The organism is Chryseobacterium gregarium DSM 19109, from assembly GCF_000430845.1.
GTDB lineage: Bacteria > Bacteroidota > Bacteroidia > Flavobacteriales > Weeksellaceae > Chryseobacterium > Chryseobacterium gregarium.
On record NZ_AUMU01000009.1, the window covers coordinates 151,937 to 174,865 of the forward strand.

Consider the following 22,929-nt stretch of genomic DNA (forward strand, 5'->3'; position numbering starts at 1 on the left):
AGCAAAATTAATCAACTTTTTTGGGTTTCCTCCAAATAAAACCATCCAGTAAGTAATGGGTGAGCTGCGGAACGACCAATAAAGGAACCAAGAACTGAAACCAATCGACAGATACATTCAGATTCAGTGAAAAATGTTCATTCCAGACTAAAATTTCCCATAAAAATTCTTCAAAAAATGCAAAACCCAGAAGAGCAGCAATAAATAAAAATATCCCGGAAGTAGATCTGAAAACTGAAAGCCTGTTTAATTTTTGAGCGTCTTTCTGTTTGATTTCCCTGATATAAATCAAAGCGACATACGGAATCCCGTGTGAAATGACGTTTAAAAAAGTAAACACCAAATCACTGTTAAAATAAACAATCCCGAAATACCAGGAAAGGTAAGTTCCCGTAATCAAAGCGATCTTAGGAATATTGACCTGCTTGGTTTTAAAAACATCAACTGAGGTTTTGACTATCCAGACTGATACAATAGTGAGATATAAAACAGAAATAAACCCTGTATAATCCGGTAGATTCTTAAACCAGTCAAATTCATTTTCGACAAACCATGTAAAAGCTCTCGGCGTTTTAAACCAATACAGCATCGGGAAAACCGTTGCTGAATAAATGGCAGCCTCATCTATTCTTTTGCTCCAGCTATCCGGTTCAAAACGAGCATAAATCCGCATAAAACCATATTGCTGCCTGATAAAATGGAATACGGCAATCAAAGCCAGAACCGACCAGAACATGAGGCTTCCGAGCTGATATAAAATTAAACCCAAAAACCAGCTTAAAGCGGGAATTCCATAATACAGCAGTTTCCTTTTCTGAAGTTCTTCTTTAACGAAATAGGTTTTAAACAAAGTTGAATATACATGGGCCACATCCACAAAAACAATAAGAAACAGCCAAGTGTAAAAGGAATACTTATTTTCCAGGCCCTGAATATCTTTCTGAAAAAGGAAAATCATCAGCAAGATTACAAAGGGCGGTGATAAAATAAACCAGCTGTCTGTTTTTGCATTATGGATCCACGGTTGTTTCATAACATCATCTTTCCTGCGGTTCTCAATCCCTGATAAAAGGCCTCTTCAAATATAGAAATCCCTGATAAATCGGTATGGGCGAAGAATATTTTCCGGCCGATTGATTGCTTTGCTTCAGGCTTTCCGAAAATCTGTCCCGGAACTGGAGCGATCATGGCGTGACCAATTTTGTGAAACTGCATTTCAACAATAAAATCTTCAATCAAAGGATGGGCTTTTTTCAGATCGTCCAAAACAAGATGCCGAAGCTCGCTTTCCTTCATAGCATATAATTGCCTTCTCGCTTTTTTACAGTCATCGGTTGAAAAACTCCTGTAATAAGTAATTACCTTTTCACCCATAATCTGATTGACATTTTGATGCTGATCGTAAATATAACCCAAACCTTCAGAACGGTAAATTACATTATCCCAGGCCAGTTCCTCATCGCCTCCAAATTCATTTTTGAGCGTAAGGGTTGTTAAAAGCCACGGGACATAATTAAAATCTTTCACCTTCCGATCACTGAAAATCCTCTCATTAACAAACTGCGGAACGGCAAAAAGAACTTTTTCAGCAATGATCTTTTTAGTCTTTTTCTGAACATTATCAAAGCTTAAAACTTCAACATGGTTTTCCTTTGATTTTACATCAAAAACCAGGTGCTGCGTTAAATTTTTCCCTTCCGCATATTTTAAAAAATGCTTGGTTAGCCTCGCATTTCCTTCCGGCCAGGTAAACACCTGATCTTTATATTTTCTGCTCCAGTTGTTTTTTCTTCCGGCAAAATAATGGATGCCCGCCCAGGCTGAAACATACCCGATGCCCAAGCCGTAATCATCACGGCAGGAATAATCCATCAGCCAGAGTAATTCTTCTGATTTAAAATTTTGCTGATGAAGCCAGTCTTTAAAAATAATTTTTTCCAGGTGTAAAACCTCATCTTCTTTACTTGAATCTTCTACCGGAATAGCGAAAAAATACTTTCCTGATGAATCTTTTTTACTGCGGAAATGATCCATCATATTAAAAAACCGGTTCAGCTCTTTCTGAACTTCGTCAGAAACTCCTTTTTGGGGAACGATATCGTTCTGCCATGAATTTTTAAAAAACAACCGTTCCTGTTGAGGAAAAGTCATCTGATATTCATCTAAAACCGGTTCGCCGTTTTCATCATCCCCCTGATAAATTCCGCACTCTTTAAGGAATTCAATAATTTCTGTATTTTCCTTGTTGGGCAAAGGGAGATAATGCGCCCCTAAAGGGAATTTTGAGAATTGGTTTTGTCCGTTTGATGAATTTCCGCCTATCTGATTTTCCATTTCCAGCAGCAGATAATCATGTTCCTGGTTTTGATGAAGGTGACGGCATGCAGAAAGCCCTGAAATTCCCCCGCCGACAATCAGGTATTTGATATGGATTTCTTCTGTAGGTTCAGGGAAATCTTTAGCCCAAAGTTTGTGCCCGAGAACATGATTGGTCCCGGTGATCTTAAGCAGCAAACTTTTCCCTTTTTTACTGCAGTATTGCAAAAACGGAATCATTAAGCTCCCTAAAAAGATTGTTTTCAGAAACTCTTTTCTACTGTACTTTCCCCCACTCTTCATCGAAATAACGTACTAAAATTTGATTATCCAGCCGGTTGACCTCGATATCTTTGGTTTTCATGTCTTTGGTGAAATAAGACAGCTGTGAAAAATTGTAATCGTAGAATTTCAGACCGGGAATTTTCCGGTAAACCTTATGATTGACAGGCTCAAAGGAAGCCATCGAAAACCCCCATTCCCCGAATGACGGAACATAAGTATGATATGCTGAAGTAAAGGGGAAAATCTGATGAATGGTTTTTTCGATACACCAGAAAGATTTGGGCGCAAAATAAGGGGAAGTGGTCTGTACCACAATTTTTGTATCGGTAGTGGTCAGCCGTTCCAGCTCTTTATAAAACTGCAGAGAATAGAGCTTTCCTAAACTGTAGTTAGACGGATCCGGAAAATCGATGATAATGACCCCGAATTTCCGGGTATTTTCCTTAACCCAGATGTAAGCATCTTTATTGATGATGTTTAATTTAGGACTTGATAGAGAGTTTTGATTCAGTTCCCGCATGGTCTGGTTATTTTTGAAAAAATTTGTCATTTCACCGTCAAGATCCACCAAAGTAATGTGTTTAACCTCTTTATATTTTAATACTTCACGCACAGCAAAGCCATCGCCTCCGCCAAGGATCAGCACATTGCTGATATCTTTCGCCATTGACATTGCCGGGTGCACCAGCGCTTCATGATACCGGTATTCGTCTATAGAGGAAAACTGCAAGTTGTTGTTTAAATACAAACGGAACTCGCGGTTATTTCTGGTCAGCACGATTCTCTGATAAGGGGAACTTTTTGTATAGACTACATTTTCACCGTATAATTTTTCTTCGGAATAAGATAAAATTTTATCTGAAAAAATAAAGAGGGCGAGTAAAAAGATAAAGGCTCCGATGGCTTTTACTTTTAAAGAAACCGGTTTTGACAATTCTTTTTTAAGATAAAAACATAAGAAAATAGCTATCGAAATATTAATCAGTCCAAAAAACAAAGGGGTCTTTACAATTCCTAAATTAGGAATCAGTACCAACGGAAACAGAATAGATGCCAGTAAAGCTCCGATATAATCGAAAGCGAAGACATTGGAGACCAGATCCTTGAACTGAACCCGGTCTTTCAGGATGTTCATCAGCAGCGGAATTTCCACTCCGACCAGACAACCCGTGAAAAATACAAAAAGGTATAAAACCGCCTCGAAATGTGCTAGTGTATTGAACAGAATGAATAGAACAACCGAACTGATTCCTCCGATAATGCCGACCATGATTTCTATTTCCACAAATTTATCGATAAGATTTCCTTTGATGAATTTGGCAAAATAAGAACCCACACCCATTGAAAACAGATATACCCCGATGATGAAAGAAAACTGTTTTACCGAATCTCCTAAAAGATAGCTTGCCAGAGCACCGGCCACCAATTCGTAAATCAGTCCACACGTAGCAATGACAAACACCGAAAACATTAACAGCAACTCAAGAGGAATCCTCTTCTTATCCATGAATGGCTCCGCTTATAATAATTGAAATCCCGATAATGAATGCCCCGAAAATGATCGCCAATGCCACATTTTTATTCTGTGCAATCTCATGCCATGTTTTTTCCGGTGTTAATTTTTCGATGATAACATAACAAACCAGCAAAATAGCGATTCCTAGAAAAGAATAAATCACTGAGTTGATTACCGGCAGAAAATTGATCTGATCCATAATTTATATTTTTTATTTGTGATAGTATCTGTAATATCCGACTCCCGAAGAATGATGCCTTCGGGTAGTCCCGTCCTGATATTTTTCTGTTTTTTCGCAGTCGCAGAACTGGTTTCCTTCAAAAGTAAGATAGGTAAACCAGCTGATGAAAAAAACTCCGATAAGGCACAGCAGCCAGTTTTCTTTTATATAATTCAGTAGATTGGTCATCATCAAGTCTGTGGATAAGGTGAATTGGAACTGTTATTCCATTTTGATTGTTCAAATATTTTTCTTCCGAAATAGCATACAGCTACAAACGCTGTTAAAAGCACCATGATGATTCCGAAATTCCAGAAGGAAACGGGGAGCCATTCTGCTTTTATTTTGACAGATTTATTTTCAGAAGCGATTGAACTATTTGCCGAGCTAGAGACTACCGGAGCTTCCTGCTTTTCTGCAGAAATCAAAAAATGGTATTTTCCGGGAGCCACCCCACAGAAATTGAATGCCTCGTCTGTACTTCCCTCGCTCCAGTTTTCCCCGCCTTCATAGCCGTGATATTCTTCCACATCTTTCGAAGCATAAACTATTTCACTGGTTTTTTCATTCACCAAGCTTAAGCCTACACTGGCCCAGGAATTACTGACATTGGAAGAAATCTCTACTTTTAAAGGAGCAGAGCCACCGGACAAATCAAAGCTTTTGCTCACCAGTTCCTTATCTTTTACTTCTGTAAAGCTGATTTCCTGTTCAAAAACCAGTGCGTTAGATCTTGAAGCCATTACGTACAGCTGGATCAGACAAATGATCAAAGCTGCCACCCCCATACTATTGAGGGTCTGTTTGAAATTAAAGTAGAAAGGCTGCACAATCCCGATTCCTGACTGATTGGGGAGGACAGGAATATGAAAAGCTCTTTTTACCGTATATTTTGAAATATGCCTGCCAAAGAAGAATTCATTTGAACTGCCGGACTGTTCCTGAGAAATCATTTGGTCAGCGTTGACATATTCCCGGTAGGTGGTAAGTCCGAAATTTAATTTATCCTCGAAAAACCCTGCCGCTGCATAAATGGTACATTCTGTCGTTTCATACCAGCGGTAATTCCTGCCGTTCAGTTCTGCCGCTTTCATATCGAATATTTTTTTCACTCCGGTTCCAATGACCGGCTCCAGAAAAACCCAATGACCGTCACTTTCGCTCAAAAAAGCATCTTTCCCGCTTTTATCTTTTAAATAATATTCCCTCCAGAAAATATTGGATCCATACTTCCTGATAATAATTCCTGTAACGGTATATTCGGTGTGATAAATCATTCCCTTTTGTCCGACTTTCAGGACAACATGTTCAACCGGCTTTTTTATCCTGGCTTTCTCGGAAAGGTTTTTCTGAGCATTGATAAGACTTGAACACGCCGTGCAGACATATTCCCGTACGGGAAACGTAAGTTCATGTTTATTTTCAGTTTTACAGATGGGGCAAACGTAATGCATTTATCTATAAATTTTGTGTTTCTGAATGGTTTTAGCTTTAAAATACTCTATCACCTCATCGGCAATTTTTTCAACTTTATCGGTATTGTCCTGCATATAATTACACAGGAAAACATCAAAAGTGAGTTGTTTGAATTCCGGCCAGGTGTGGATGCAGAGGTGGGATTCTTTAAGGCAAACGGCCGAAGTAAAGCTCCGGTTTTCGAAAATATGATTGGTGATGCCTACAATTTCCACCTCTTTTGCAGCGAGGCTGTTCCGGGTAAAGGCCAGAAAGCCTTCGCTGTCCGACAGCAGATCTTCCGACTCCGTTTCCAAAGTCAGAAGAATATGTAAACCTTTACTGGTTGGTGATTCCAATGGATTAGTTTTTTAGAATAATTATTTTTTCGGTAAGAAAACTTCGGCCAGCATACAGCGGGCGCTGCCTCCTCCGTTGACTTCAATGGTATTAAGGTCTGAATAAATGATTTCGCAGTATTTTTCTATCGCAGAGATCTGTTCCGTATTCAGAGACCGGTAAGCGGTTTCGCTCATAACCAGGAATTTTTCACCGTCCTTATTGTGTACCTGGAGCATATTTCCGGCGAACTGCTGCATCTGTTCTTCCGAGATTTCAATAATTTCCTTTCCTGAATTTTTGATCGTTTCAGCAACCTTGTTTCTTTCCAGTTCATTATCAATACAGTCAAGGCAAATCACTACAAACCTATCGGCCACACACATCATGACATTGGTATGGTAAATCGGCAGCCTTTCTTCCCCAACCGTCTGAAACGAATGGAAAACAACAGGGGTAAACCCGTATTTTTCACAAAACTCCCTGAACAGATTTTCATCCAACCGTAAAGAAACCGAACCATACGCCAATCTGTTATCGTGATCAAAAATCATGCTTCCCGTTCCTTCCAGGAAATGGCCCTGTGTTTCAGGAAAAGACCAGTCGTCAATTTCCGTCACTTCGAATCCCTGATCTTTGATGCTTTCGATGATATCATCCCTCCTTTCCACCCTTCTGTTGGATGCGAACATCGGATACAATACCACTTTGCCGTCATTATGGAAACTCACCCAGTTGTTCGGGAAAATAGAATCCGGCGTATGGGGATCTAAGGTATCTTTAACCGTAATCACGTTAATGCCCTTGCTCCTTAATTTCTCGACAAACATCCTGAACTCTGTCAAAGCTTTGATCTGGGTATCAAAACCTTTCTGTTCTATCTGAAAATAATTGTTTTTTGCTGTTTCTGCATTAAAACCGAATGCGATCGGCTCTATCATTAAAACGGTATCTGTAGTCTGCATGTGTTTAATTTTTTATAAAATAATATTGAATCCTGAATAGAAATCTGTCAGTCTGTAGTAGCTCAGTGTCAGGAAAACAGTATCAACCAAGCCATGGACAATAATATTGATCCAGATGTTTTTGAATTTCAAATATATGAATCCGAAAGCCAGCCCGAATAAAAACGTCATAACCAGTCCTGAAATCCCTTGGTATAAATGCGGCAGCGAAAACATCACGGCACTTAACAGGACAATCACCATCTGATTTTTCCCGAACCATCTTTTAAGCTGTGAAAAAGCAAAACCGCGGAATAAAAGCTCTTCACCGATCGCAGCACTGATCCACATATTAAAAAGCCATTTAAAATATTTCCGGGGATTTCCTTCAATGACTTTAAATGAAGAATAATCTGCAGGCTCATTAAAAATTTTACTGACCAGTGGCTGAAAAACAAAATCCATAGAAAGTTCCAGCACAAGGTAACAAACCAATATGATTTTAAGTTCCGAAAATCCTATTTTCTTAAAATTAAGATTTTTCAGGTTTCCATCCTGCAGATAAGTAAATAAAAGAATACCTGCAATAATTACACAAAATGTATACGGAAAATGCGTAAAAGGATTATAAATCAATGAAAATATTATTGCCAAAAGCAGCAATGCAGCCCATTTATTGTCAAGTAAAGCTTTTAAATCTGTCATTCCTCCTGTTTAATTAATCTCTTACCAAAGGCATGGTAGAGCACCGTAACAATCCTCCCATTTTCGAAATCTCCCGGTAAGGGATTTCCTCTACCGTCATACCCCATTCATTCCTCAGATGATTATTCATCCTCATAAAAGCCTGATCCGAAACTACAATTTCAGGAGAAATGGAAAAGATATTCGGGAACATTTCAAACATTTCCTCATCTGTCACATGGAAACAGTTTTCTCCCCCGAAAATATCGATGATCAGATGATAATCGCTTTCGTCCACAAATCCGTTCTTATAAATAATGCATTTATCTTCTCCTACAGGATTGAAAGTACAGTCCAGATGCAGAATCCCTTCGTACGGAATTCTGTCATTCTTCTTCAGTTCAAGATCGATGATCCTTTTTTTAGGGAAATATTCTTTGAGTATTTCGATGGCATATTCATTGGTCCTTGCCGTTTTATAGTTCCTGTAATCTTCACTGAAGCAGGTCCCGATGAATAGAAAATTATCCCAGACAATCACATCTCCTCCTTCAATATGTGCCGTTTCCGGAAGGTTGATAATATCCCTCCATTTTACTTTTTCAAAAATAGTTTTGTAAGCATCCTGCTCATCGGCCCTGTCTGCTATGACATTAGAGATAATCATTTTATCGTCAATCACAAAAGCCACATCTCTTGCAAACACCTGATTGTAGTTTTCAATAATGCTCGGGCGGAGTACCTCTACATCATATTTTTTTAAAACTGCCTCGAAAGCATTCATTTCATTAATAATCTCTGATTCTTTGGGATAGATTTTATTTTCGATGGAATGGTAGGATTTGGCATCGTAACTTTCCTCAAGGGTAGGAATCCCTCCTATGGAATTAGGCTGCCCTAAAACTACTGATTTAAGCCTTCCTGTTTCGTTTTTTATATTTAGTTTCATAAAGAGTTATGCAATATTGCAAATATAAGTAAAGGACTGTATCTGGGAAACTTTTAGCCTGCTTTTAGGAATGTAATTCGTCTGCATTCTGAGAATACCGTATCCTGCAGTTCCTTAATAATGTATATCCGATAAATACTAAATTTTTATTGCTGTTAAAATTCTATTAACAGATAATCTATCCAAGGAGTAATATTTATATCAAAAATATGATGAAGTAGCTTTAGATTTCATATATTAGTGAAATATTAAAGCAAAAATTAATATTAAATTACTAACAATCAAACATCAAAATCATGAACAAGAAAAATTCCGTGCTGAAAAATGCACACAAACTAAGCAGAGAAAACCAGAAAACGATTATCGGCGGCGTTCATAATGCCGGACGAAGATGCTGTGAATGGGATGATTCAGGCCAATGCTACATCTGGACCTGTGACCGATGCCAGTGCCCATAAATTAAAGAAGACCAATGATCACCTTCATGTAATGTAATGAAAGTGGTATTAAGCAAAATATAATACACAACACTCTAAGGCTATGCATCAGTTCTCTGAATAACCTCAGGATAAAAATTATTACAATAAAAAATCCCAAAGCAAGCTTTGGGATTTTCAAGTATATAATAGTAATACGGTTTATGACCTGTTTACCATATCAATATAGTCTCTTTTCTGAGCTCCCTGGTAAACCTGTCTCGGTCTTCCGATAGGGTCTCCTTTCAATCTCATTTCTTTCCACTGGGCAATCCATCCCGGAAGTCTTCCCAATGCAAACATTACGGTGAACATTTCTGTAGGGATTCCTAACGCTCTGTAGATAATTCCTGAATAGAAATCTACATTCGGATATAGTTTTCTTTCAATGAAGTACTCATCTTCAAGGGCTACTTTTTCCAACTGCATGGCAATATCAAGTGCCTTATCTTCAATTCCTAATGCACTTAACAAATCGTCAGCTGCTTTTTTGATAATTTTCGCTCTCGGGTCGAAGTTTTTGTACACTCTGTGTCCGAAGCCCATCAAACGGAAACTGTCATTTTTATCTTTTGCTTTTTCAACCCACTTGTTAACATCTCCACCATCTTTTTCAATCAATTCAAGCATTTCGATAACGGCCTGGTTGGCCCCTCCGTGAAGCGGACCCCAAAGTGCAGAAATACCTGCAGAAACTGAAGCGAAAAGACCTGTGTGGGCAGAACCAACCATTCTTACCGTAGAAGTAGAACAGTTTTGCTCGTGATCTGCATGAAGGATTAATAATTTATCTAAAGCTCCAACGACCACAGGATTGATTTCGAAATCGGCATTCGGTTGTCTGAAAGCCATTTTGTAGAAGTTTTCCACATAGTTCAGGTTGTTATCTCCGTGATTTAACGGTAACCCTAATGTTTTTCTATAGGTCCAGGCAGCAAGGTGTGCAAATTTAGCAATCAGCAGTTCTGCTGCAAGGTCCATTTCCTCTTTAGAATTAACGTTAACCGCTTTTGGATTAAATGCCGTTAAAGCAGATGTTAAAGAAGATAAAACGCCCATTGGATGAGCAGAACGAGGAAAGGCATCGATGATTTTTTTCATCTCTTCTGCTACGAAGTTATATTTTTTGATATTGCCTTCGAAGGTATTGAATTGGTCTGAAGTAGGTAAGTCACCGTGTAATAAAAGATACATTACTTCTGTGAAATTGGATTTATCCGCGATCTGCTCAATCGGATATCCTCTGTAGAACAATTCTCCCTTGTCACCATCTAAATAAGTGATTTCGCTGAGCGTAGCTCCGGTGTTTTTGTATCCTAAGTCTAAAGTGATTAACCCTGTCTGGTCTCTTAATTTTGAAATATCGATTCCTCTGTCTCCGATAGTACTATCTACGATAGGATATTCATATGAATTACCATCGTAATTCAATATTACTTTGTTGTCTGACATTATTTAATTTATTTTTTTTAAATATACTACTTCTTACAAAATACGGCAAACAAAAAATTTCGCTTGCCGTTATTTATAAATTCGATTAATTATCTTTTGATTTTAAAAGCATCCAAGCCCGGGAAAACCGCCGTTTCGCCTAAAGCTTCTTCAATTCTTAACAGCTGGTTGTATTTTGCCATCCTGTCTGATCTTGAAGCAGAACCGGTCTTGATCTGACCACAGTTCATGGCTACGGCTAAATCTGCAATGGTAGAGTCTTCAGTCTCCCCTGATCTGTGAGACATCACCGAAGTGAATTTGTTATGCTGAGCCATCTGTACCGCTGCCATGGTTTCAGAAAGGGAACCGATCTGGTTTACTTTCACAAGAATTGAATTGGCAATGCCTTCGTCAACCCCTCTTTTTAACCTCTCAACATTGGTTACGAATAAATCATCCCCAACCAGCTGTACTCTGTCTCCGATTTTATCGGTCAGCATTTTCCAGCCTTCCCAGTCATTTTCCTGCATCCCGTCTTCGATAGAGATGATCGGATATTTATTGGCCAGTTCAGCCAAATAAGAAACTTGTTCGCTGCTTGTAAACTGAGCCGCATCCGGAGTCTGGAATTTTCTGTAATCGTACACTCCGTCTTTATAGAATTCTGAAGCGGCACAGTCTAATGCGATCATGACATCATCACCCGGCTTGTATCCTGCTTTTTCAATTGCCTGAAGCAAAGTGTCCAAAGCATCCTCAGTTCCGGAGAATGTCGGGGCAAAACCACCTTCGTCACCTACTGCCGTAGAAAGCCCTCTTGAATGAAGAATCGCTTTCAGGTTATGGAAAATCTCAGTCCCTTTTCTCAAAGCATGAGAAAAAGAATCTGCCTTTACCGGCATTACCATAAATTCCTGAAACGCAATCGGTGCATCTGAATGAGAACCCCCGTTGATTACGTTCATCATCGGAACAGGAAGTGTGTTGGCATTCACCCCTCCGACATATTTGTATAAAGGCATTTTCAATTCAGCAGCAGCAGCTTTTGCAGCAGCTAACGAAACACCAAGAATTGCATTAGCACCTAGGCTTCCTTTGTTGCTTGTCCCGTCTAAATCAATCATAATCTGATCGATAAGGTTCTGATCAAAAACAGGAAGACCCACCAATTCAGGTGAAATTACTTCTCTTACATTTTCTACAGCCTTGGAAACCCCTTTTCCCATCCATTCTGAACCGCCGTCACGCAATTCAACGGCTTCATGCTCACCGGTAGATGCTCCGGAAGGAACGGCAGCGCGCCCCATGGCACCACTCTCGGTGAATACATCTACTTCAACTGTAGGATTTCCTCTTGAATCCAAAATCTGTCTCGCTTCTATGTAAGAAATGTAACTCATTGTTCTTTTTTATAGTTTAGACAAATTTAATGAATTTTTAAAATGCTGTGCTATTTACAGGGTATTTTATGGTATGATTGTGAGTTAAATTTTAGTTAATATTGAGATTGTGATGATTATTATTATTCAAGAAATGATATTTAATTATTTCCAGTAACTGAAGTATTTGATTTTGTACTAATTGAGAAAATTGAATATCCTAAACCTATTGAATACCAAGATCTACCCTGATAAATCCAGTCATTTTGATTTCTTTGTGAAATTTTATCCCATCCCATAAAGAAACCAAATTGGATTTTACTAAAATCAAAGACAATTCCTGTGGCATGAGTAAGAGCAATAACGTCTATAGGTTCCTGTAAATAATTATTGGTTGTATATGAATCTAACGACTAATTCCAATATTATATAAAAAATTAATAAAAAAGGGTCTATAATTAGAAATTCTTTGTCTTATTCCTGCACTAATACCTAACTGAACATCCTTTGAAAACTCAAATCCCATTTTTTGACCATTCAAAGTAATACTTGGGCGAATTTTGATGGGTATAATTGTAACACCTGCAGTTATAGAAGTTCCTGTAAACCATAAATTTCTATTATTATTAGGAAAAAATCCAGTACTATATCTTCTTTGTGTCTTAGCATCAAAATCTTTGCTTTTCACCATAAAAAATGCAATACTTTCATTAGAGTGTTTTGCTGTTTCATTTTGTGCATAATTATATTTTATTTTTTCTTCAGTTTCTCTAAAAATCCAAAACTTAATAATAGAGCCATCTTCTGTTTTAGATATAAGATCAAATCTTACACCTTCTCTCATTGTAATGAGTATCTGTAATCTTCTTACAATCCAAATTTGCACATTTATAGATAAGAACAGGTTTTGTAAAAATATAACTTTCATTTCCAACATTTATTACGTCATTCTCATCTTGGGCTAAACAAAAAAATGATTTAAATAAAACCAACATTGTAAAAATAATTTTAGTTTTCATAGCTGTAATTTTTAAATTTATATACTTCAAAGTTCCCTTTAAAACAGATTCATGTCAATTACCCAAACGGGTAATTCTCACAACAAAAAACAGCACCATTAAAAATGATGATGCTGTATTTAAGTTGAAAAATTAGTTATAAATCGATTCGGAAAAAAAGATGGGTCCCGTTTTCGGTTGTCACTTCGCAATGCCCTTTCTGTTCTTTCATTCTCGCTTTCATGTTCCGAAGCCCGTTTCCTTCGGGTTTGTTATGATGGATCCCAATTCCGTTATCCGAAACTTTCATCATGAATTCTTTATCTTTCTGCATAAACGAGAGTTCTAGTTGATTTGACTGGCTGTGTTTGTAAGCATTATTAAGGGCTTCCTTTAAACATAAGAATAAATTCCGCCTTTGTTCTGTAGTGATGACCGTTTCAAAAATTATATTTTCATCCTCCATACTCAGCTGAATATTTGTTTTCTTAAGAAAATTCCGGGTATATATTTTAGAATAATCTATAAAGCTTCCTAAGGTATCATTTCCTGAATTCAGGCTCCAGAGCATTTCCCTCATCGAAAGATTCATTTCTTCTGAAGTTTTCAGCAGTTCATTGATATCGCTTTTTAAATCATCATCTTCGGCGCGTTGTTTTAAAAATTCTGCCTGAAGTTTTAGTGCCGAAATTCCCGCTCCAAGATCATCGTGCATGTCATGGGAAATTCTTTCACGTTCCTTTTCTATTGATTTTTGTTTTTCTAATTCCTTCTGGAGGAGCTGGTTCTGGTGTTCGGATTCTTTGAGTTGATTTTCTTTGATGTAGAGGAGTTGTTTTCGGTTGTACATAAGGACAACAAAGATTATGAATACTACAAAAAATAACATTACTATTGTGATGATAATGTAAGTTAATTTTATCTCATTCAGATTTTCATTACTCATCATAATTTTTTTTATATTTTAATAATGAAATAAAAAATGAAACATAAAAAAGAATGTTGATGACAAAAAAGAATGATTGAGAAACAATTAAAGTTTTGTTATCAACTTCATTAAATAAATATCTTGGAATAATTCTTAAAATAAAAAAAACTCCCCAAAATAACAGTCCACAAGAAACCCAAAATTTAGGATCATCCATTATAATTTTTTCACTCGGATGTTTTAGCTTTCCATAAAACCAAATAAGGCTATAAATTATGTATATTAATGAAAATGAAATCCCTATAGTTTGATTAACTTCTTGATAATTTTTAAAAATAAAACTCAAAAAAATAATTATAAAGATTATAAAAACAGCCGTATTTAGCTTTATTACAAAACTATTTTGATTTCGATTAAAATAAAAAAGAAAAAATAATGGACAAAACAAGATATAAATATTATACAAAAATCCAAACTTTGCACTGCTTCCAAAATATATTTGAAATATTAGCATCAGGAATTCGAGTATAAAACTTGCTCCTAAATAAAAACATAAAAAATCCTGTTGTCTCCCTCCTTTTTTTAAATACAAAAAAAAAGAAAAGGATACAACAAGAAATAAAACCAGCAAATAGGCCAACTGTGAGCTAGTATACATTACGGTTGCATATTTCCAACATTAAAAAAGGCGATTTTCTCTTGTGTTTGAGGATTTTTACAATTTGCTCTGTCAATTTGAAGAATAAGATTAAGTCTATATTTTCCTTCATTAAAAGGATCTGATTTTGCAGCACATATTAACTGGCTTTTAGATTCAAATCTCAGAAAATTTCCCAAAATATTTTCATAATGAAAAGTAATATATTGAGTATACATAGTTGCTTCAGTATCAAAACCCTGATTGTTGTACAACTCTCTGAAGTTTTCAATATAGCTTTTTGCGTCATTTGCAGAAATTTCCGACAACTTTCCGTTACTAAGCTTCCATAATTTTTCATTTTCGCGAAAATTTATATCCTCATGATCATTTTGTTCATCTATGTTAAACCTAAATAAAAGACTTATTTCACTTGTATTTTTGATAAAATATATATGAATACATTCACTTGTAAGAACATTAGCTGTAATAATTGGTTGCATCTGTTCAATGAAAAATGATGAAGGCATCACTAAAGAAGCAAAATTGCTCATACTATTTACTTCATCCTCTTTTTCTTTCCTAGTAATTTCTTGGTCAAAAAAATCTTTAGACTTTCTTTTTTTGTTATTTATGAGATCATTACATTCTCCTTCCAAAATATCTTTAATGAGTTTAAGCTTCATTTCTGCACAGCTTATTTCTTGTTCAAAATTTTCCATGTTTCTTAGTTTTTAAAATAATTAAATTTATTAATAGCCTCCACTTTGTTGTTGACGTGGAGTTTTCTGTAGATGTTTCCGACGTGTTTTTTTACCGTGTCAATGCTGATGCATTTTTTATCGGCGATTTCTTTGTAGAGCAAGCCTTGGGATAGAAGTTCCAATATTTCTTTTTCGCGGCCAGTGAGTTCGTCGAACCCTTGTATTTGGGGAAGCTTTCTTTCAAAATGGCTGAGAACTTTCCGGGCGATCGAGAAGCTCATCGGGGCGCCGCCGTTGCAGACATCACGGATTGAGGAAAGGATCTTATCCATACTTTCACCTTTTACAAGGTATCCTATGGCTCCGGCCTTTAAGGAATTGAACACTTTATCATCATCTTCAAAACTGGTACACATAATGAAGTGTGTGTTTAACATCTTCACTTTCAGTTTTTCAATGATTTCAATTCCGAGCATGTCCTGCAGCTGGATATCCATCATGACAACATCCGGAGAAAGGCCAGAAAGATCTGCCAGTGCATCCTTACCATTAAAAAACTGGGCAACAACGTTCATGTCATCCTGATAGTTGATGACTTTTTTCAACGCATTGTTGTAGTTCTTTTCGTCTTCTACGATGGCTATGGAAATGCTCATGTTCAGTTCTGTTTAAGACAAATGTCAGGAAAAAACAAAGCAGAATCAATTACCCTTTTGTGTAATTTGTTAAGTTTTGAGTTCAGGTTATTGTTTTGGTTTTTGTTTTTACTAAATTTAGTAAAAAATAATATATTTCCCAGTAAACAATTTATAAAAATAAAAATCATGAAAAAGACACTTGTCATAATGGGTTCCATACTCATTTTATCAACCGTAAGCTGTAAGAAAAATGAAGAAGGGAATAAAGCTGTATTGAAGTCGGATAATGCGGGAACAGTCCTGGCTGATAACGGCAAAACAGATTCCACCATTCATTATGAAACTGATGTCAACGGAAAGAAATACATAAAAACGGATTATGTATATAAAGCTACTGACGGAAGCCTTGCCAAAGTGGTTTTTAATTATGAAGAAAAAACCATGAGCGTCAGGAGCAACAACAAAACATTTATCCTGAATAAGGTAGAATCCAAAGGCAATGAAACCACTTACGAAAAAATGGATATGAAAGCGACTGTAAAAGGAGACAGCCTGATTTTAGATCAGGGAAATAATATTGTAGAACTTGTAAAAACAAAAATTTAAACAGGGAAAAGCCTTCAGAACAATCTCGTCTGAAGGCTTTTTACATTGCGACTATATTTATCATTTATTACAATTTTTTAAGCAGAGCCCCGCTGACCCAGCCATACAGAGGCTCCCCACCTTTAACAGGTGGTTTAAGAACATAAACATAGAACCATCCGGATTTACTTTTGACAAATTCAACCTCCGTGTTTACCGGCAGCGTGGTAATGATCCCGAACGCAGTTCCCGCACCTGTTCTCAGATTGGTATTGTTTTCCGTTATTTTATAGATATCTGCCGTATCATCCTGCCTTCCGAACAGTTTTGCCCTGAAACTTTCGATCGGGAAAGCAGGGCCCGGATCATTTTTCCGGAACGGTGCAATATCGTCATGGCCCAGAATATCTTTAATATCATAAGTTTCCATCAACAGTTTGCAGACTCTGAAACAGGAGTCAATCTGTTTTTCCGTAAAGTTATGCCAGAACGAAATACTTTTTTCGTGTTTATGTCTGGCTTCCACCACTACCTCTTTGGGATATTCTTTCCCGAACCATGAATAAAACAGGTCATTTACTTTAGTAAGCCTTCCGGGATTATCAAGCTCAATCCCTATTGAAAAATTATTGAACCCCGACCGTTCTGCCCATCTGCTTACGCCGGCATGCCAGGCTTTCCTGTTGAATTCAACCAGTTGGGTAATCTTCCCTTCTCTGTCAATAACAATATGAGCAGAGGCTTTCGCTTCAGGATCTCTGAACAATGCCACAGAACTCTCGGCGCTCCGGCCTGCCGTAAAATGGATGATCACTGTATCCGGGGTCATTTCACCTCCTTTGTTTAGCGTTGATGTAAAACCGATTGATTCGGCAGGAAGTGTTTTGGATAATTTCTGGTTTACAATTTTCATGACGGTAACTTTTAGTAAAACAATTTTATGCATTTTAAAGATACAAATCAATCACCTTTTAGGGTACAAAAAAACCGTTCAGAAATTTGAACGGTTTTTTATTTTATATCTGAATGAATATTATTCTTCAGTTTTTTCCTCTGCAGAATCAGCAGTTGGTTCAGCAGTTTTTTCTTCTGCTGCAGGAGCTTCAGCAACTACAGCTTCTTTTTTAGCCGTTGTAGCTCTTCTGCTTCTTCTGGTCGTCTTTTTCTCTTCAGCATTAGGATTGTAAAGTTCATTGAAATCAACAAGCTCGATAAGAGCCATATCAGCAGCATCACCTTGTCTGAAACCAGTCTTGATGATTCTTGTATATCCGCCGTTTCTTTCTGCGATTTTAGGAGCTACTGATCTGAAAAGTTCAGTAACCGCCTCTTTACTTTGAAGATATGAAAAAACAATTCTTCTATTGTGTGTAGTATCTTCTTTTGCCTTTGTTAATAGAGGTTCAACATATACTCTTAAAGCTTTCGCTTTAGCTACAGTAGTGTTGATTCTTTTATGCTCAATTAGAGAACAAGCCATATTAGAAAGTAAAGCACTTCTATGAGAAGCTGTTCTTCCTAAGTGATTGAATTTTTTACCGTGTCTCATTATTAATTATTTATCAGCGTCTAACTTATATTTTGCAACGTCGAAACCGAAGTTAAGACCTTTTGAATGCACTAATTCTTCTAGTTCTGTCAAAGATTTTTTACCAAAATTTCTGAATTTCATCAAATCAGACTTACTGTAAGAAACCAATTCTCCAAGGGTTTCCACTTCAGCCGCTTTCAGACAGTTCAGGGCTCTTACGGAAAGATCCATGTCTGCTAATTTAGACTTCAGGAGTTGTCTTGTGTGAAGTGTTTCTTCATCGTATTGAATAGATGCTTTTACCGCTTCCGTCTCAAGGGTGATTCTCTCATCAGAGAATAACATGAAATGATAAATCAATATCTTGGAAGCTTCTGTTAAAGCGTTTTGAGGACTGATGGAACCATCAGTTTCAATATCTAATACAAGTTTTTCGTAGTCTGTTTTTTGCTCTACACGATAATTTTCAATGCTGTATTGTACTTTCTTGATTGGCGTAAAAATAGAGTCAATGGCAATAGTACCGATTGGAGCATTGTTTGACTTATTTAATTCAGAAGGAACATATCCTCTTCCTTTTTCTATATTGAAAGTAATTTCGAAAGTTACATCACTGTTCAGGTTGCAGATCACAAGTTCCGGGTTCAGCACCTGGAAACCGTTGATTGACTTTCCTAAATCACCAGCAGTAATAACCGTCTGCCCCGAAACCTTAGCGATCACCTGTTCGTTAGTCTGGTTTTCTGCCGTAGATTTTAATCTTACCTGCTTAAGGTTAAGAATAATTTCGGTAACATCTTCGATTACTCCTGAAATAGTTGAAAATTCGTGCTCTACACCTTCTATTTTGATAGATGAAATAGCATAACCTTCCAGAGAAGAAAGCAATACTCTTCTCAAAGCATTACCGATTGTAAGCCCGAAACCTTGTTCAAGTGGTCTGAATTCAAATTGACCTCTAAATTGATCAGAGTTAAGTAAAATTACTTTATCGGGTTTTATGAATTGTAAAATTGCCATATTATTGGGTTGAGCAAAAATTTGATTAAAAAATTATTTAGAGTAAAGTTCGACAATAAGCTGTTCCTTGATGTCCTCCGGAATCTGGATTCTCTCAGGAGCAGAAACGAAGGTACCTTCTTTCTTCTCATCGTTGAATTGTAACCACTCATAATTTGCTTTGGAAGCCAATGCATCAGTAACCACTTCAAGAGACTTAGACTTTTCTCTTACGGCGATTACATCACCCGCTTTAAGCAAATAAGACGGAATATTTACCAGCTCCCCATTTACAGTAATATGTCTGTGAGAAACCAATTGTCTAGCAGCAGATCTGGTTTTACCAAACCCTAATCTGTATACTACGTTATCCAGTCTGGACTCGCAAAGTTGTAATAACACTTCACCAGTTACCCCTTTGCTTCTGTGTGCTTTTTCGAATAGGTTAGCAAACTGTCTTTCTAAAATACCGTAAGTATATTTAGCTTTCTGCTTCTCCATCAACTGAACAGCATATTCAGATTTCTTTGCTCCTCTTCTTTTATTAACGCCATGTTGTCCCGGCGGTTGGTTTTTTCTTTTCTCGAAGTTTTTGTCATCTCCGTAGATTGCAGCACCAAACTTTCTAGCAATCTTTGTTTTAGGTCCAATATATCTTGCCATAATGGGTAAATTCTAAAAATTAAACTCTTCTTCTTTTTGGTGGTCTACATCCATTATGCGGCATAGGAGTCACATCAATGATTTCGCTAACTTCAATTCCTGAATTGTGAATTGTTCTGATGGCAGATTCTCTACCTGCACCAGGACCTTTCACATACACCTTTACTCTTCTTAATCCAGCTTCATGAGCAACATTAGAGCAATTTTCAGCTGCCATCTGAGCAGCAAATGGAGTATTCTTTTTAGAACCTCTGAAACCCATTTTACCGGCAGACGCCCAAGAGATAACTTCTCCGCTTTTATTTGTTAAAGAAATGATGATGTTATTGAAAGAAGCCTGAATATGCGCTTCTCCAATAGCTTCAACTTTTACTTTTCTTTTTTTAACTACTTTAGTTTGTTTTGCCATAATTCCTAACGATTATTTACTAGCTTTTTTCTTGTTAGCAACAGTTTTTCTCTTTCCTTTACGGGTTCTCGAGTTGTTTTTCGTTCTCTGGCCTCTTAAAGGTAGTCCTAGTCTGTGACGTATTCCTCGTTGGCATCCTATGTCCATTAATCGCTTAATGTTCAATTGCACTTCAGATCTCAATTCTCCTTCCACTTTTACGTTTTCTGAGATATAGGTTCTGATGGCAGCCAATTCATCGTCATTCCATTCGTTGACTTTCTTGTCTTCGCTGATACCGGCAGCTTTAAGGATTTCTGAAGATGTACTTCTTCCGACTCCGTAGATGTAAGTTAAACCGATAACACCTCTTTTGTTTTTTGGTAAATCAATACCTGAAATTCTCGCCATAATTTAATGTTAGCCTTGTCTTTGTTTAAATTTTGGGTTTTTCTTGTTGATTACGAACAGTACACCTTTTCTGCGTACGATCTTGCAATCAGCACTTCTTTTTTTAATTGATGCTCTTACTTTCATTTTGATAGTATTTATTTTTTAACAATAGCCAAACGGAACATACATTCCGTTTGGCATTTTGTTTAATATCTAAACGTAATCCTCCCTTTTGATAAATCATAAGGAGACATTTCTAATTTTACCTTATCTCCGGGTAAAAGTTTAATATAATGCATTCTCATTTTACCGGAAATGTGAGCGATAAGCATATGCCCATTTTCCAGCTCTACACGGAACTGAGCGTTCGAAAGTGCTTCCGTTATAACGCCGTCTTGTTCAATATGTTTTTGTTTTGCCATAAATTAATATCCAGTCGTTCTTGATAATTTAGACTGCATTAAGCCATCATAATGATGATTCAGCAGATAAGTATTAATCTGTTGAACAGTATCTAAAATTACTCCAACCATAATCAATAATGATGTCCCCCCGAAAAATAGGGCGAACGCATCTGTCTGAACAAAGCTTCCATGCACAATTGCCGGAAGGACTGCAAAGATAGATAAAAAAATTGCACCTGGCAAGGTAATTTTTGATAAAATATCATCTAAATAATCAGCTGTTTCTTTTCCTGGTCTTACCTTGGGTACCAGGCCTCCGTTTCTCTTCAGATCATCAGCCATTTGGTTCACCGGAATGGTAATTGCAGTATAGAAAAATGAGAAGATAATAATTAACAGCGCGAACAATACATTGTACTGCCAGCTGAAAACATTTTTGAAACCTGCAAGAAAAGTGTTTGACTCATCTACTTTTGTTAATAGTCCCGGTACGAACATCAGTGCCTGGGCAAAGATGATCGGCATTACACCGGCAGCATTTACTTTCAATGGAATCCACTGTCTTGCTCCCTGCATAAGATTTCTGTTGACACCTCCTCTTGCCTGAGCTCTGCTTACATACTGAATCGGTATTTTCCTGACAGCAACGGACAATACCACTGCTAAAAGAACCACCAGCATCCAGAAAATTACTTCAATAAGGATCATAATTGACCCCATTCCTCCTTTTCCGTTCTGCACGGCCATTTCCTGTACGAATGCTTCCGGTAACCTTGAAAGGATCCCCACCATAATAAGGATGGAGATACCGTTTCCGATACCTTTGTCGGTGATTTTCTCACCTAACCACATTGCAAATACTGAACCGGCAACCAAAATCACAATACTTGGCAGCCAGAACATAATAGAATTCGGCTCTACATAATATGCAGACTGGAACTGAGCATACGGTAAAAACAATTGAGTGATAGAGGTTAAATAAGAAGGCGCCTGCACGAGACAAACACCGATTGTTAACCATCTTGTAATCTGATTCAATGTATTTCTACCTGACTCTCCATCTTTCTGAAGCTTCTGAAGATAAGGGATAGCCATCCCCATCAACTGAACAATAATAGAAGCAGAAATATAAGGCATGATTCCTAACGCCATCACGGAAGCATGGCTGAAAGCCCCTCCCGTAAATGACGAAAGCAAGCCAAGGAGACCTGCTCCCTGCTTGTTTCCGCCTTGACTTTTATAATGCTCTAAGAGATCTCCCACTTGTGCAAGGTTAATTGCAGGCAATGAGATATAAGATGCGAATCTATACACAAGAATAATCCCTAAAGTAAAGATAATTTTATCCCGTAATTCTTTAAGGCTCCAAATATTTTTGAGTGTTTGTATAAATTCTTTCATTAGTTATTATTATAAGGTAATTGCTTGTCCACCTGCTTTAGCAATAAGCTCTTCAGCGGATTTAGTGAATTTGTCAGCCGAAATTGAAACCGAAGATTTCAATTCTCCTCTACCCATAATTTTCACTATTTCGTTCTTAGTAGCCAAACCGTTCTGTACCAAAACTTCTTTTGTAATATCTCCTGTTAAAGATTTAGTATCAATTAAGTTCTGAATATCATCCAGGTTGATCGCTCTGTATTCTTTTCTGTTTACGTTTTTGAAACCGAATTTAGGTAATCTTCTCTGTAAAGGCATCTGACCTCCTTCAAAACCGATCTTCTGAGAGTAACCGGCTCTTGCTTTCTGACCTTTATGTCCTTTTGTAGATGTACCTCCTTTTCCCGTACCCTGTCCTCTACCAATTCTTTTTGAATTGAATGTAGAACCTGCAGCAGGTTTTATGTTGTTTAAATTCATTTTAATTTTTGTTTTAAAATTATTTTTGAACTTCAAGTAAATGACTAACTGCAGCTATCATTCCTAAGATAGAAGGAGTAGCTTCGTGCTCTACAACTTGGTGAAGTTTCTTAAATCCTAATGCTTCAAGCGTTCTCTTTTGGGTTTTAGTTCTACCAATAGCGCTTTTTACTTGCTTTACTTTAATTGTTGCCATTGCTTTAT

At 37.1% G+C, this 22,929-nt stretch carries 30 protein-coding genes; 2 read left to right on the plus strand and 28 right to left on the minus strand.

The window, feature by feature from the left end; all coding sequences use genetic code 11:
• Positions 1–7: 7 nt before the first annotated feature.
• From H561_RS0111655 to H561_RS0111700, 10 genes are all read right to left on the minus strand, one after another.
• Complete coding sequence (locus tag H561_RS0111655) at positions 8–1,033, minus strand: hypothetical protein (RefSeq protein WP_027387176.1); 1,026 nt, start codon at positions 1,031–1,033, stop codon at positions 8–10.
• A complete protein-coding gene (locus H561_RS0111660) occupies positions 1,030–2,514 on the minus strand; it encodes a flavin monoamine oxidase family protein (RefSeq protein ID WP_228372261.1) in 1,485 nt (494 codons plus the stop codon). Before H561_RS0111660 ends, H561_RS0111655 begins: the two co-directional genes overlap by 4 nt.
• A 79-nt stretch (positions 2,515–2,593) precedes the next feature.
• Positions 2,594–4,108 carry a polyamine aminopropyltransferase gene (locus H561_RS0111665; RefSeq protein ID WP_027387178.1) on the minus strand — a complete coding sequence of 505 codons (1,515 nt, stop codon included), beginning with the start codon at positions 4,106–4,108 and terminating at the stop codon, positions 2,594–2,596.
• The gene (locus tag H561_RS0111670; protein ID WP_027387179.1) at positions 4,101–4,316 is read right to left on the minus strand and encodes a DUF350 domain-containing protein; all 216 of its coding nucleotides are present in this window, start codon (positions 4,314–4,316) and stop codon (positions 4,101–4,103) included. The genes H561_RS0111665 and H561_RS0111670 overlap by 8 nt, the downstream gene beginning before the upstream one ends.
• Before the next feature lie 12 nt (positions 4,317–4,328).
• Positions 4,329–4,529 carry a hypothetical protein gene (locus H561_RS0111675; RefSeq protein WP_027387180.1) on the minus strand — a complete coding sequence of 67 codons (201 nt, stop codon included), beginning with the start codon at positions 4,527–4,529 and terminating at the stop codon, positions 4,329–4,331.
• On the minus strand, positions 4,529–5,791 hold the full coding sequence (locus tag H561_RS0111680) for a DUF4178 domain-containing protein (protein WP_027387181.1): 1,263 nt from the start codon (positions 5,789–5,791) through the stop codon (positions 4,529–4,531). Before H561_RS0111680 ends, H561_RS0111675 begins: the two co-directional genes overlap by 1 nt.
• Positions 5,792–6,151, minus strand: coding sequence for an S-adenosylmethionine decarboxylase family protein (locus H561_RS0111685; RefSeq protein ID WP_027387182.1), 360 nt, complete (start codon positions 6,149–6,151; stop codon positions 5,792–5,794).
• 21 nt (positions 6,152–6,172) lie between these two features.
• Positions 6,173–7,096 carry a citrulline utilization hydrolase CtlX gene (gene ctlX, locus H561_RS0111690; RefSeq protein WP_027387183.1) on the minus strand — a complete coding sequence of 308 codons (924 nt, stop codon included), beginning with the start codon at positions 7,094–7,096 and terminating at the stop codon, positions 6,173–6,175.
• A 12-nt stretch (positions 7,097–7,108) separates the two neighbouring features.
• Positions 7,109–7,780, minus strand: coding sequence for a CPBP family intramembrane glutamic endopeptidase (locus H561_RS0111695; RefSeq protein ID WP_027387184.1), 672 nt, complete (start codon positions 7,778–7,780; stop codon positions 7,109–7,111).
• 13 nt (positions 7,781–7,793) lie between these two features.
• Entirely contained in the window at positions 7,794–8,708 is a 915-nt protein-coding gene (locus tag H561_RS0111700; RefSeq protein ID WP_027387185.1) for a dimethylarginine dimethylaminohydrolase family protein, read from the minus strand.
• A 296-nt stretch (positions 8,709–9,004) separates the two neighbouring features.
• On the opposite strand from H561_RS0111700, the gene H561_RS23965 reads away from it, so the two are divergent.
• The gene (locus tag H561_RS23965) at positions 9,005–9,166 is read left to right on the plus strand and encodes a hypothetical protein (protein ID WP_155845786.1); all 162 of its coding nucleotides are present in this window, start codon (positions 9,005–9,007) and stop codon (positions 9,164–9,166) included.
• 180 nt (positions 9,167–9,346) lie between these two features.
• On the opposite strand, the gene H561_RS0111710 is transcribed toward H561_RS23965, so the two are convergent.
• The 7 genes from H561_RS0111710 to H561_RS0111745 all read right to left on the minus strand — a co-directional run bounded on the left by H561_RS0111710 (position 9,347) and on the right by H561_RS0111745 (position 15,920).
• Positions 9,347–10,636, minus strand: a complete 1,290-nt coding sequence (locus H561_RS0111710; protein WP_027387186.1) for a citrate synthase — start codon at positions 10,634–10,636, stop codon at positions 9,347–9,349.
• A gap of 89 nt (positions 10,637–10,725) precedes the next feature.
• Positions 10,726–12,018, minus strand: coding sequence for a phosphopyruvate hydratase (gene eno / locus H561_RS0111715; protein ID WP_027387187.1), 1,293 nt, complete (start codon positions 12,016–12,018; stop codon positions 10,726–10,728).
• Positions 12,019–12,403: 385 nt separating this feature from the next.
• Complete coding sequence (locus H561_RS0111725; RefSeq protein WP_155845787.1) at positions 12,404–12,925, minus strand: hypothetical protein; 522 nt, start codon at positions 12,923–12,925, stop codon at positions 12,404–12,406.
• Positions 12,926–13,152: 227 nt separating this feature from the next.
• Positions 13,153–13,845 (minus strand): sensor histidine kinase, encoded by a 693-nt coding sequence (locus H561_RS0111730; protein ID WP_228372262.1) that lies wholly within the window; start codon positions 13,843–13,845, stop codon positions 13,153–13,155.
• Between the two features lie 88 nt (positions 13,846–13,933).
• Positions 13,934–14,581: a hypothetical protein gene (locus H561_RS0111735; protein ID WP_027387190.1), complete on the minus strand. Its 648-nt coding sequence runs from the start codon at positions 14,579–14,581 to the stop codon at positions 13,934–13,936.
• Positions 14,581–15,282 carry a hypothetical protein gene (locus H561_RS0111740; protein WP_027387191.1) on the minus strand — a complete coding sequence of 234 codons (702 nt, stop codon included), beginning with the start codon at positions 15,280–15,282 and terminating at the stop codon, positions 14,581–14,583. The genes H561_RS0111735 and H561_RS0111740 overlap by 1 nt, the downstream gene beginning before the upstream one ends.
• A gap of 5 nt (positions 15,283–15,287) precedes the next feature.
• A complete protein-coding gene (locus H561_RS0111745; RefSeq protein ID WP_027387192.1) occupies positions 15,288–15,920 on the minus strand; it encodes a response regulator in 633 nt (210 codons plus the stop codon).
• A gap of 168 nt (positions 15,921–16,088) precedes the next feature.
• Here H561_RS0111745 and H561_RS0111755 point away from each other — a divergent pair, with 168 nt between their 5' ends.
• The gene (locus H561_RS0111755; RefSeq protein WP_027387193.1) at positions 16,089–16,508 is read left to right on the plus strand and encodes a hypothetical protein; all 420 of its coding nucleotides are present in this window, start codon (positions 16,089–16,091) and stop codon (positions 16,506–16,508) included.
• A 67-nt stretch (positions 16,509–16,575) separates the two neighbouring features.
• On the opposite strand, the gene H561_RS0111760 is transcribed toward H561_RS0111755, so the two are convergent.
• From H561_RS0111760 to rpmD, 11 genes are all read right to left on the minus strand, one after another.
• On the minus strand, positions 16,576–17,400 hold the full coding sequence (locus H561_RS0111760) for an N-acetylmuramoyl-L-alanine amidase (RefSeq protein WP_027387194.1): 825 nt from the start codon (positions 17,398–17,400) through the stop codon (positions 16,576–16,578).
• A 120-nt stretch (positions 17,401–17,520) separates the two neighbouring features.
• Complete coding sequence (gene rplQ / locus H561_RS0111765; protein ID WP_027387195.1) at positions 17,521–18,036, minus strand: 50S ribosomal protein L17; 516 nt, start codon at positions 18,034–18,036, stop codon at positions 17,521–17,523.
• Between the two features lie 6 nt (positions 18,037–18,042).
• A complete protein-coding gene (locus tag H561_RS0111770) occupies positions 18,043–19,038 on the minus strand; it encodes a DNA-directed RNA polymerase subunit alpha (RefSeq protein ID WP_027387196.1) in 996 nt (331 codons plus the stop codon).
• A gap of 33 nt (positions 19,039–19,071) precedes the next feature.
• Positions 19,072–19,680, minus strand: coding sequence for a 30S ribosomal protein S4 (gene rpsD / locus H561_RS0111775; RefSeq protein WP_027387197.1), 609 nt, complete (start codon positions 19,678–19,680; stop codon positions 19,072–19,074).
• Between the two features lie 19 nt (positions 19,681–19,699).
• Positions 19,700–20,089, minus strand: coding sequence for a 30S ribosomal protein S11 (rpsK, locus tag H561_RS0111780; protein ID WP_027387198.1), 390 nt, complete (start codon positions 20,087–20,089; stop codon positions 19,700–19,702).
• Between the two features lie 12 nt (positions 20,090–20,101).
• A complete protein-coding gene (gene rpsM / locus H561_RS0111785; protein ID WP_007839478.1) occupies positions 20,102–20,479 on the minus strand; it encodes a 30S ribosomal protein S13 in 378 nt (125 codons plus the stop codon).
• A gap of 9 nt (positions 20,480–20,488) precedes the next feature.
• The gene (gene rpmJ, locus H561_RS23640) at positions 20,489–20,605 is read right to left on the minus strand and encodes a 50S ribosomal protein L36 (RefSeq protein WP_007839480.1); all 117 of its coding nucleotides are present in this window, start codon (positions 20,603–20,605) and stop codon (positions 20,489–20,491) included.
• A gap of 62 nt (positions 20,606–20,667) precedes the next feature.
• On the minus strand, positions 20,668–20,883 hold the full coding sequence (gene infA / locus H561_RS0111790) for a translation initiation factor IF-1 (protein ID WP_027387199.1): 216 nt from the start codon (positions 20,881–20,883) through the stop codon (positions 20,668–20,670).
• Positions 20,884–20,886: 3 nt separating this feature from the next.
• On the minus strand, positions 20,887–22,266 hold the full coding sequence (gene secY, locus H561_RS0111795) for a preprotein translocase subunit SecY (protein WP_027387200.1): 1,380 nt from the start codon (positions 22,264–22,266) through the stop codon (positions 20,887–20,889).
• 9 nt (positions 22,267–22,275) lie between these two features.
• Positions 22,276–22,725, minus strand: a complete 450-nt coding sequence (gene rplO / locus H561_RS0111800; RefSeq protein WP_027387201.1) for a 50S ribosomal protein L15 — start codon at positions 22,723–22,725, stop codon at positions 22,276–22,278.
• Positions 22,726–22,744: 19 nt separating this feature from the next.
• On the minus strand, positions 22,745–22,921 hold the full coding sequence (gene rpmD, locus H561_RS0111805) for a 50S ribosomal protein L30 (protein ID WP_027387202.1): 177 nt from the start codon (positions 22,919–22,921) through the stop codon (positions 22,745–22,747).
• Positions 22,922–22,929: the final 8 nt, after the last annotated feature.

Excerpts from the sequence above, each read along its gene's own strand:
- H561_RS0111655 (WP_027387176.1), bottom strand. The coding sequence starts at position 1,033 with ATGAAACAACCGTGGATCCATAATGCAAAAACAGACAGCTGGTTTATT.
- H561_RS0111665 (WP_027387178.1), bottom strand. The coding sequence starts at position 4,108 with ATGGATAAGAAGAGGATTCCTCTTGAGTTGCTGTTAATGTTTTCGGTG.
- H561_RS0111670 (WP_027387179.1), bottom strand. The coding sequence starts at position 4,316 with ATGGATCAGATCAATTTTCTGCCGGTAATCAACTCAGTGATTTATTCT.
- H561_RS0111675 (WP_027387180.1), bottom strand. The coding sequence starts at position 4,529 with ATGATGACCAATCTACTGAATTATATAAAAGAAAACTGGCTGCTGTGC.
- H561_RS0111680 (WP_027387181.1), bottom strand. The coding sequence starts at position 5,791 with ATGCATTACGTTTGCCCCATCTGTAAAACTGAAAATAAACATGAACTT.
- ctlX (WP_027387183.1), bottom strand. The coding sequence starts at position 7,096 with ATGCAGACTACAGATACCGTTTTAATGATAGAGCCGATCGCATTCGGT.
- H561_RS0111695 (WP_027387184.1), bottom strand. The coding sequence starts at position 7,780 with ATGACAGATTTAAAAGCTTTACTTGACAATAAATGGGCTGCATTGCTG.
- H561_RS0111700 (WP_027387185.1), bottom strand. The coding sequence starts at position 8,708 with ATGAAACTAAATATAAAAAACGAAACAGGAAGGCTTAAATCAGTAGTT.
- H561_RS23965 (WP_155845786.1), top strand. The coding sequence starts at position 9,005 with ATGAACAAGAAAAATTCCGTGCTGAAAAATGCACACAAACTAAGCAGA.
- H561_RS0111710 (WP_027387186.1), bottom strand. The coding sequence starts at position 10,636 with ATGTCAGACAACAAAGTAATATTGAATTACGATGGTAATTCATATGAA.
- eno (WP_027387187.1), bottom strand. The coding sequence starts at position 12,018 with ATGAGTTACATTTCTTACATAGAAGCGAGACAGATTTTGGATTCAAGA.
- H561_RS0111725 (WP_155845787.1), bottom strand. The coding sequence starts at position 12,925 with ATGAAAGTTATATTTTTACAAAACCTGTTCTTATCTATAAATGTGCAA.
- H561_RS0111730 (WP_228372262.1), bottom strand. The coding sequence starts at position 13,845 with ATGTACAACCGAAAACAACTCCTCTACATCAAAGAAAATCAACTCAAA.
- H561_RS0111735 (WP_027387190.1), bottom strand. The coding sequence starts at position 14,581 with ATGTATACTAGCTCACAGTTGGCCTATTTGCTGGTTTTATTTCTTGTT.
- H561_RS0111740 (WP_027387191.1), bottom strand. The coding sequence starts at position 15,282 with ATGGAAAATTTTGAACAAGAAATAAGCTGTGCAGAAATGAAGCTTAAA.
- H561_RS0111745 (WP_027387192.1), bottom strand. The coding sequence starts at position 15,920 with ATGAGCATTTCCATAGCCATCGTAGAAGACGAAAAGAACTACAACAAT.
- H561_RS0111755 (WP_027387193.1), top strand. The coding sequence starts at position 16,089 with ATGAAAAAGACACTTGTCATAATGGGTTCCATACTCATTTTATCAACC.
- H561_RS0111760 (WP_027387194.1), bottom strand. The coding sequence starts at position 17,400 with ATGAAAATTGTAAACCAGAAATTATCCAAAACACTTCCTGCCGAATCA.
- rplQ (WP_027387195.1), bottom strand. The coding sequence starts at position 18,036 with ATGAGACACGGTAAAAAATTCAATCACTTAGGAAGAACAGCTTCTCAT.
- H561_RS0111770 (WP_027387196.1), bottom strand. The coding sequence starts at position 19,038 with ATGGCAATTTTACAATTCATAAAACCCGATAAAGTAATTTTACTTAAC.
- rpsD (WP_027387197.1), bottom strand. The coding sequence starts at position 19,680 with ATGGCAAGATATATTGGACCTAAAACAAAGATTGCTAGAAAGTTTGGT.
- rpsK (WP_027387198.1), bottom strand. The coding sequence starts at position 20,089 with ATGGCAAAACAAACTAAAGTAGTTAAAAAAAGAAAAGTAAAAGTTGAA.
- rpsM (WP_007839478.1), bottom strand. The coding sequence starts at position 20,479 with ATGGCGAGAATTTCAGGTATTGATTTACCAAAAAACAAAAGAGGTGTT.
- rpmJ (WP_007839480.1), bottom strand. The coding sequence starts at position 20,605 with ATGAAAGTAAGAGCATCAATTAAAAAAAGAAGTGCTGATTGCAAGATC.
- infA (WP_027387199.1), bottom strand. The coding sequence starts at position 20,883 with ATGGCAAAACAAAAACATATTGAACAAGACGGCGTTATAACGGAAGCA.
- secY (WP_027387200.1), bottom strand. The coding sequence starts at position 22,266 with ATGAAAGAATTTATACAAACACTCAAAAATATTTGGAGCCTTAAAGAA.
- rplO (WP_027387201.1), bottom strand. The coding sequence starts at position 22,725 with ATGAATTTAAACAACATAAAACCTGCTGCAGGTTCTACATTCAATTCA.
- rpmD (WP_027387202.1), bottom strand. The coding sequence starts at position 22,921 with ATGGCAACAATTAAAGTAAAGCAAGTAAAAAGCGCTATTGGTAGAACT.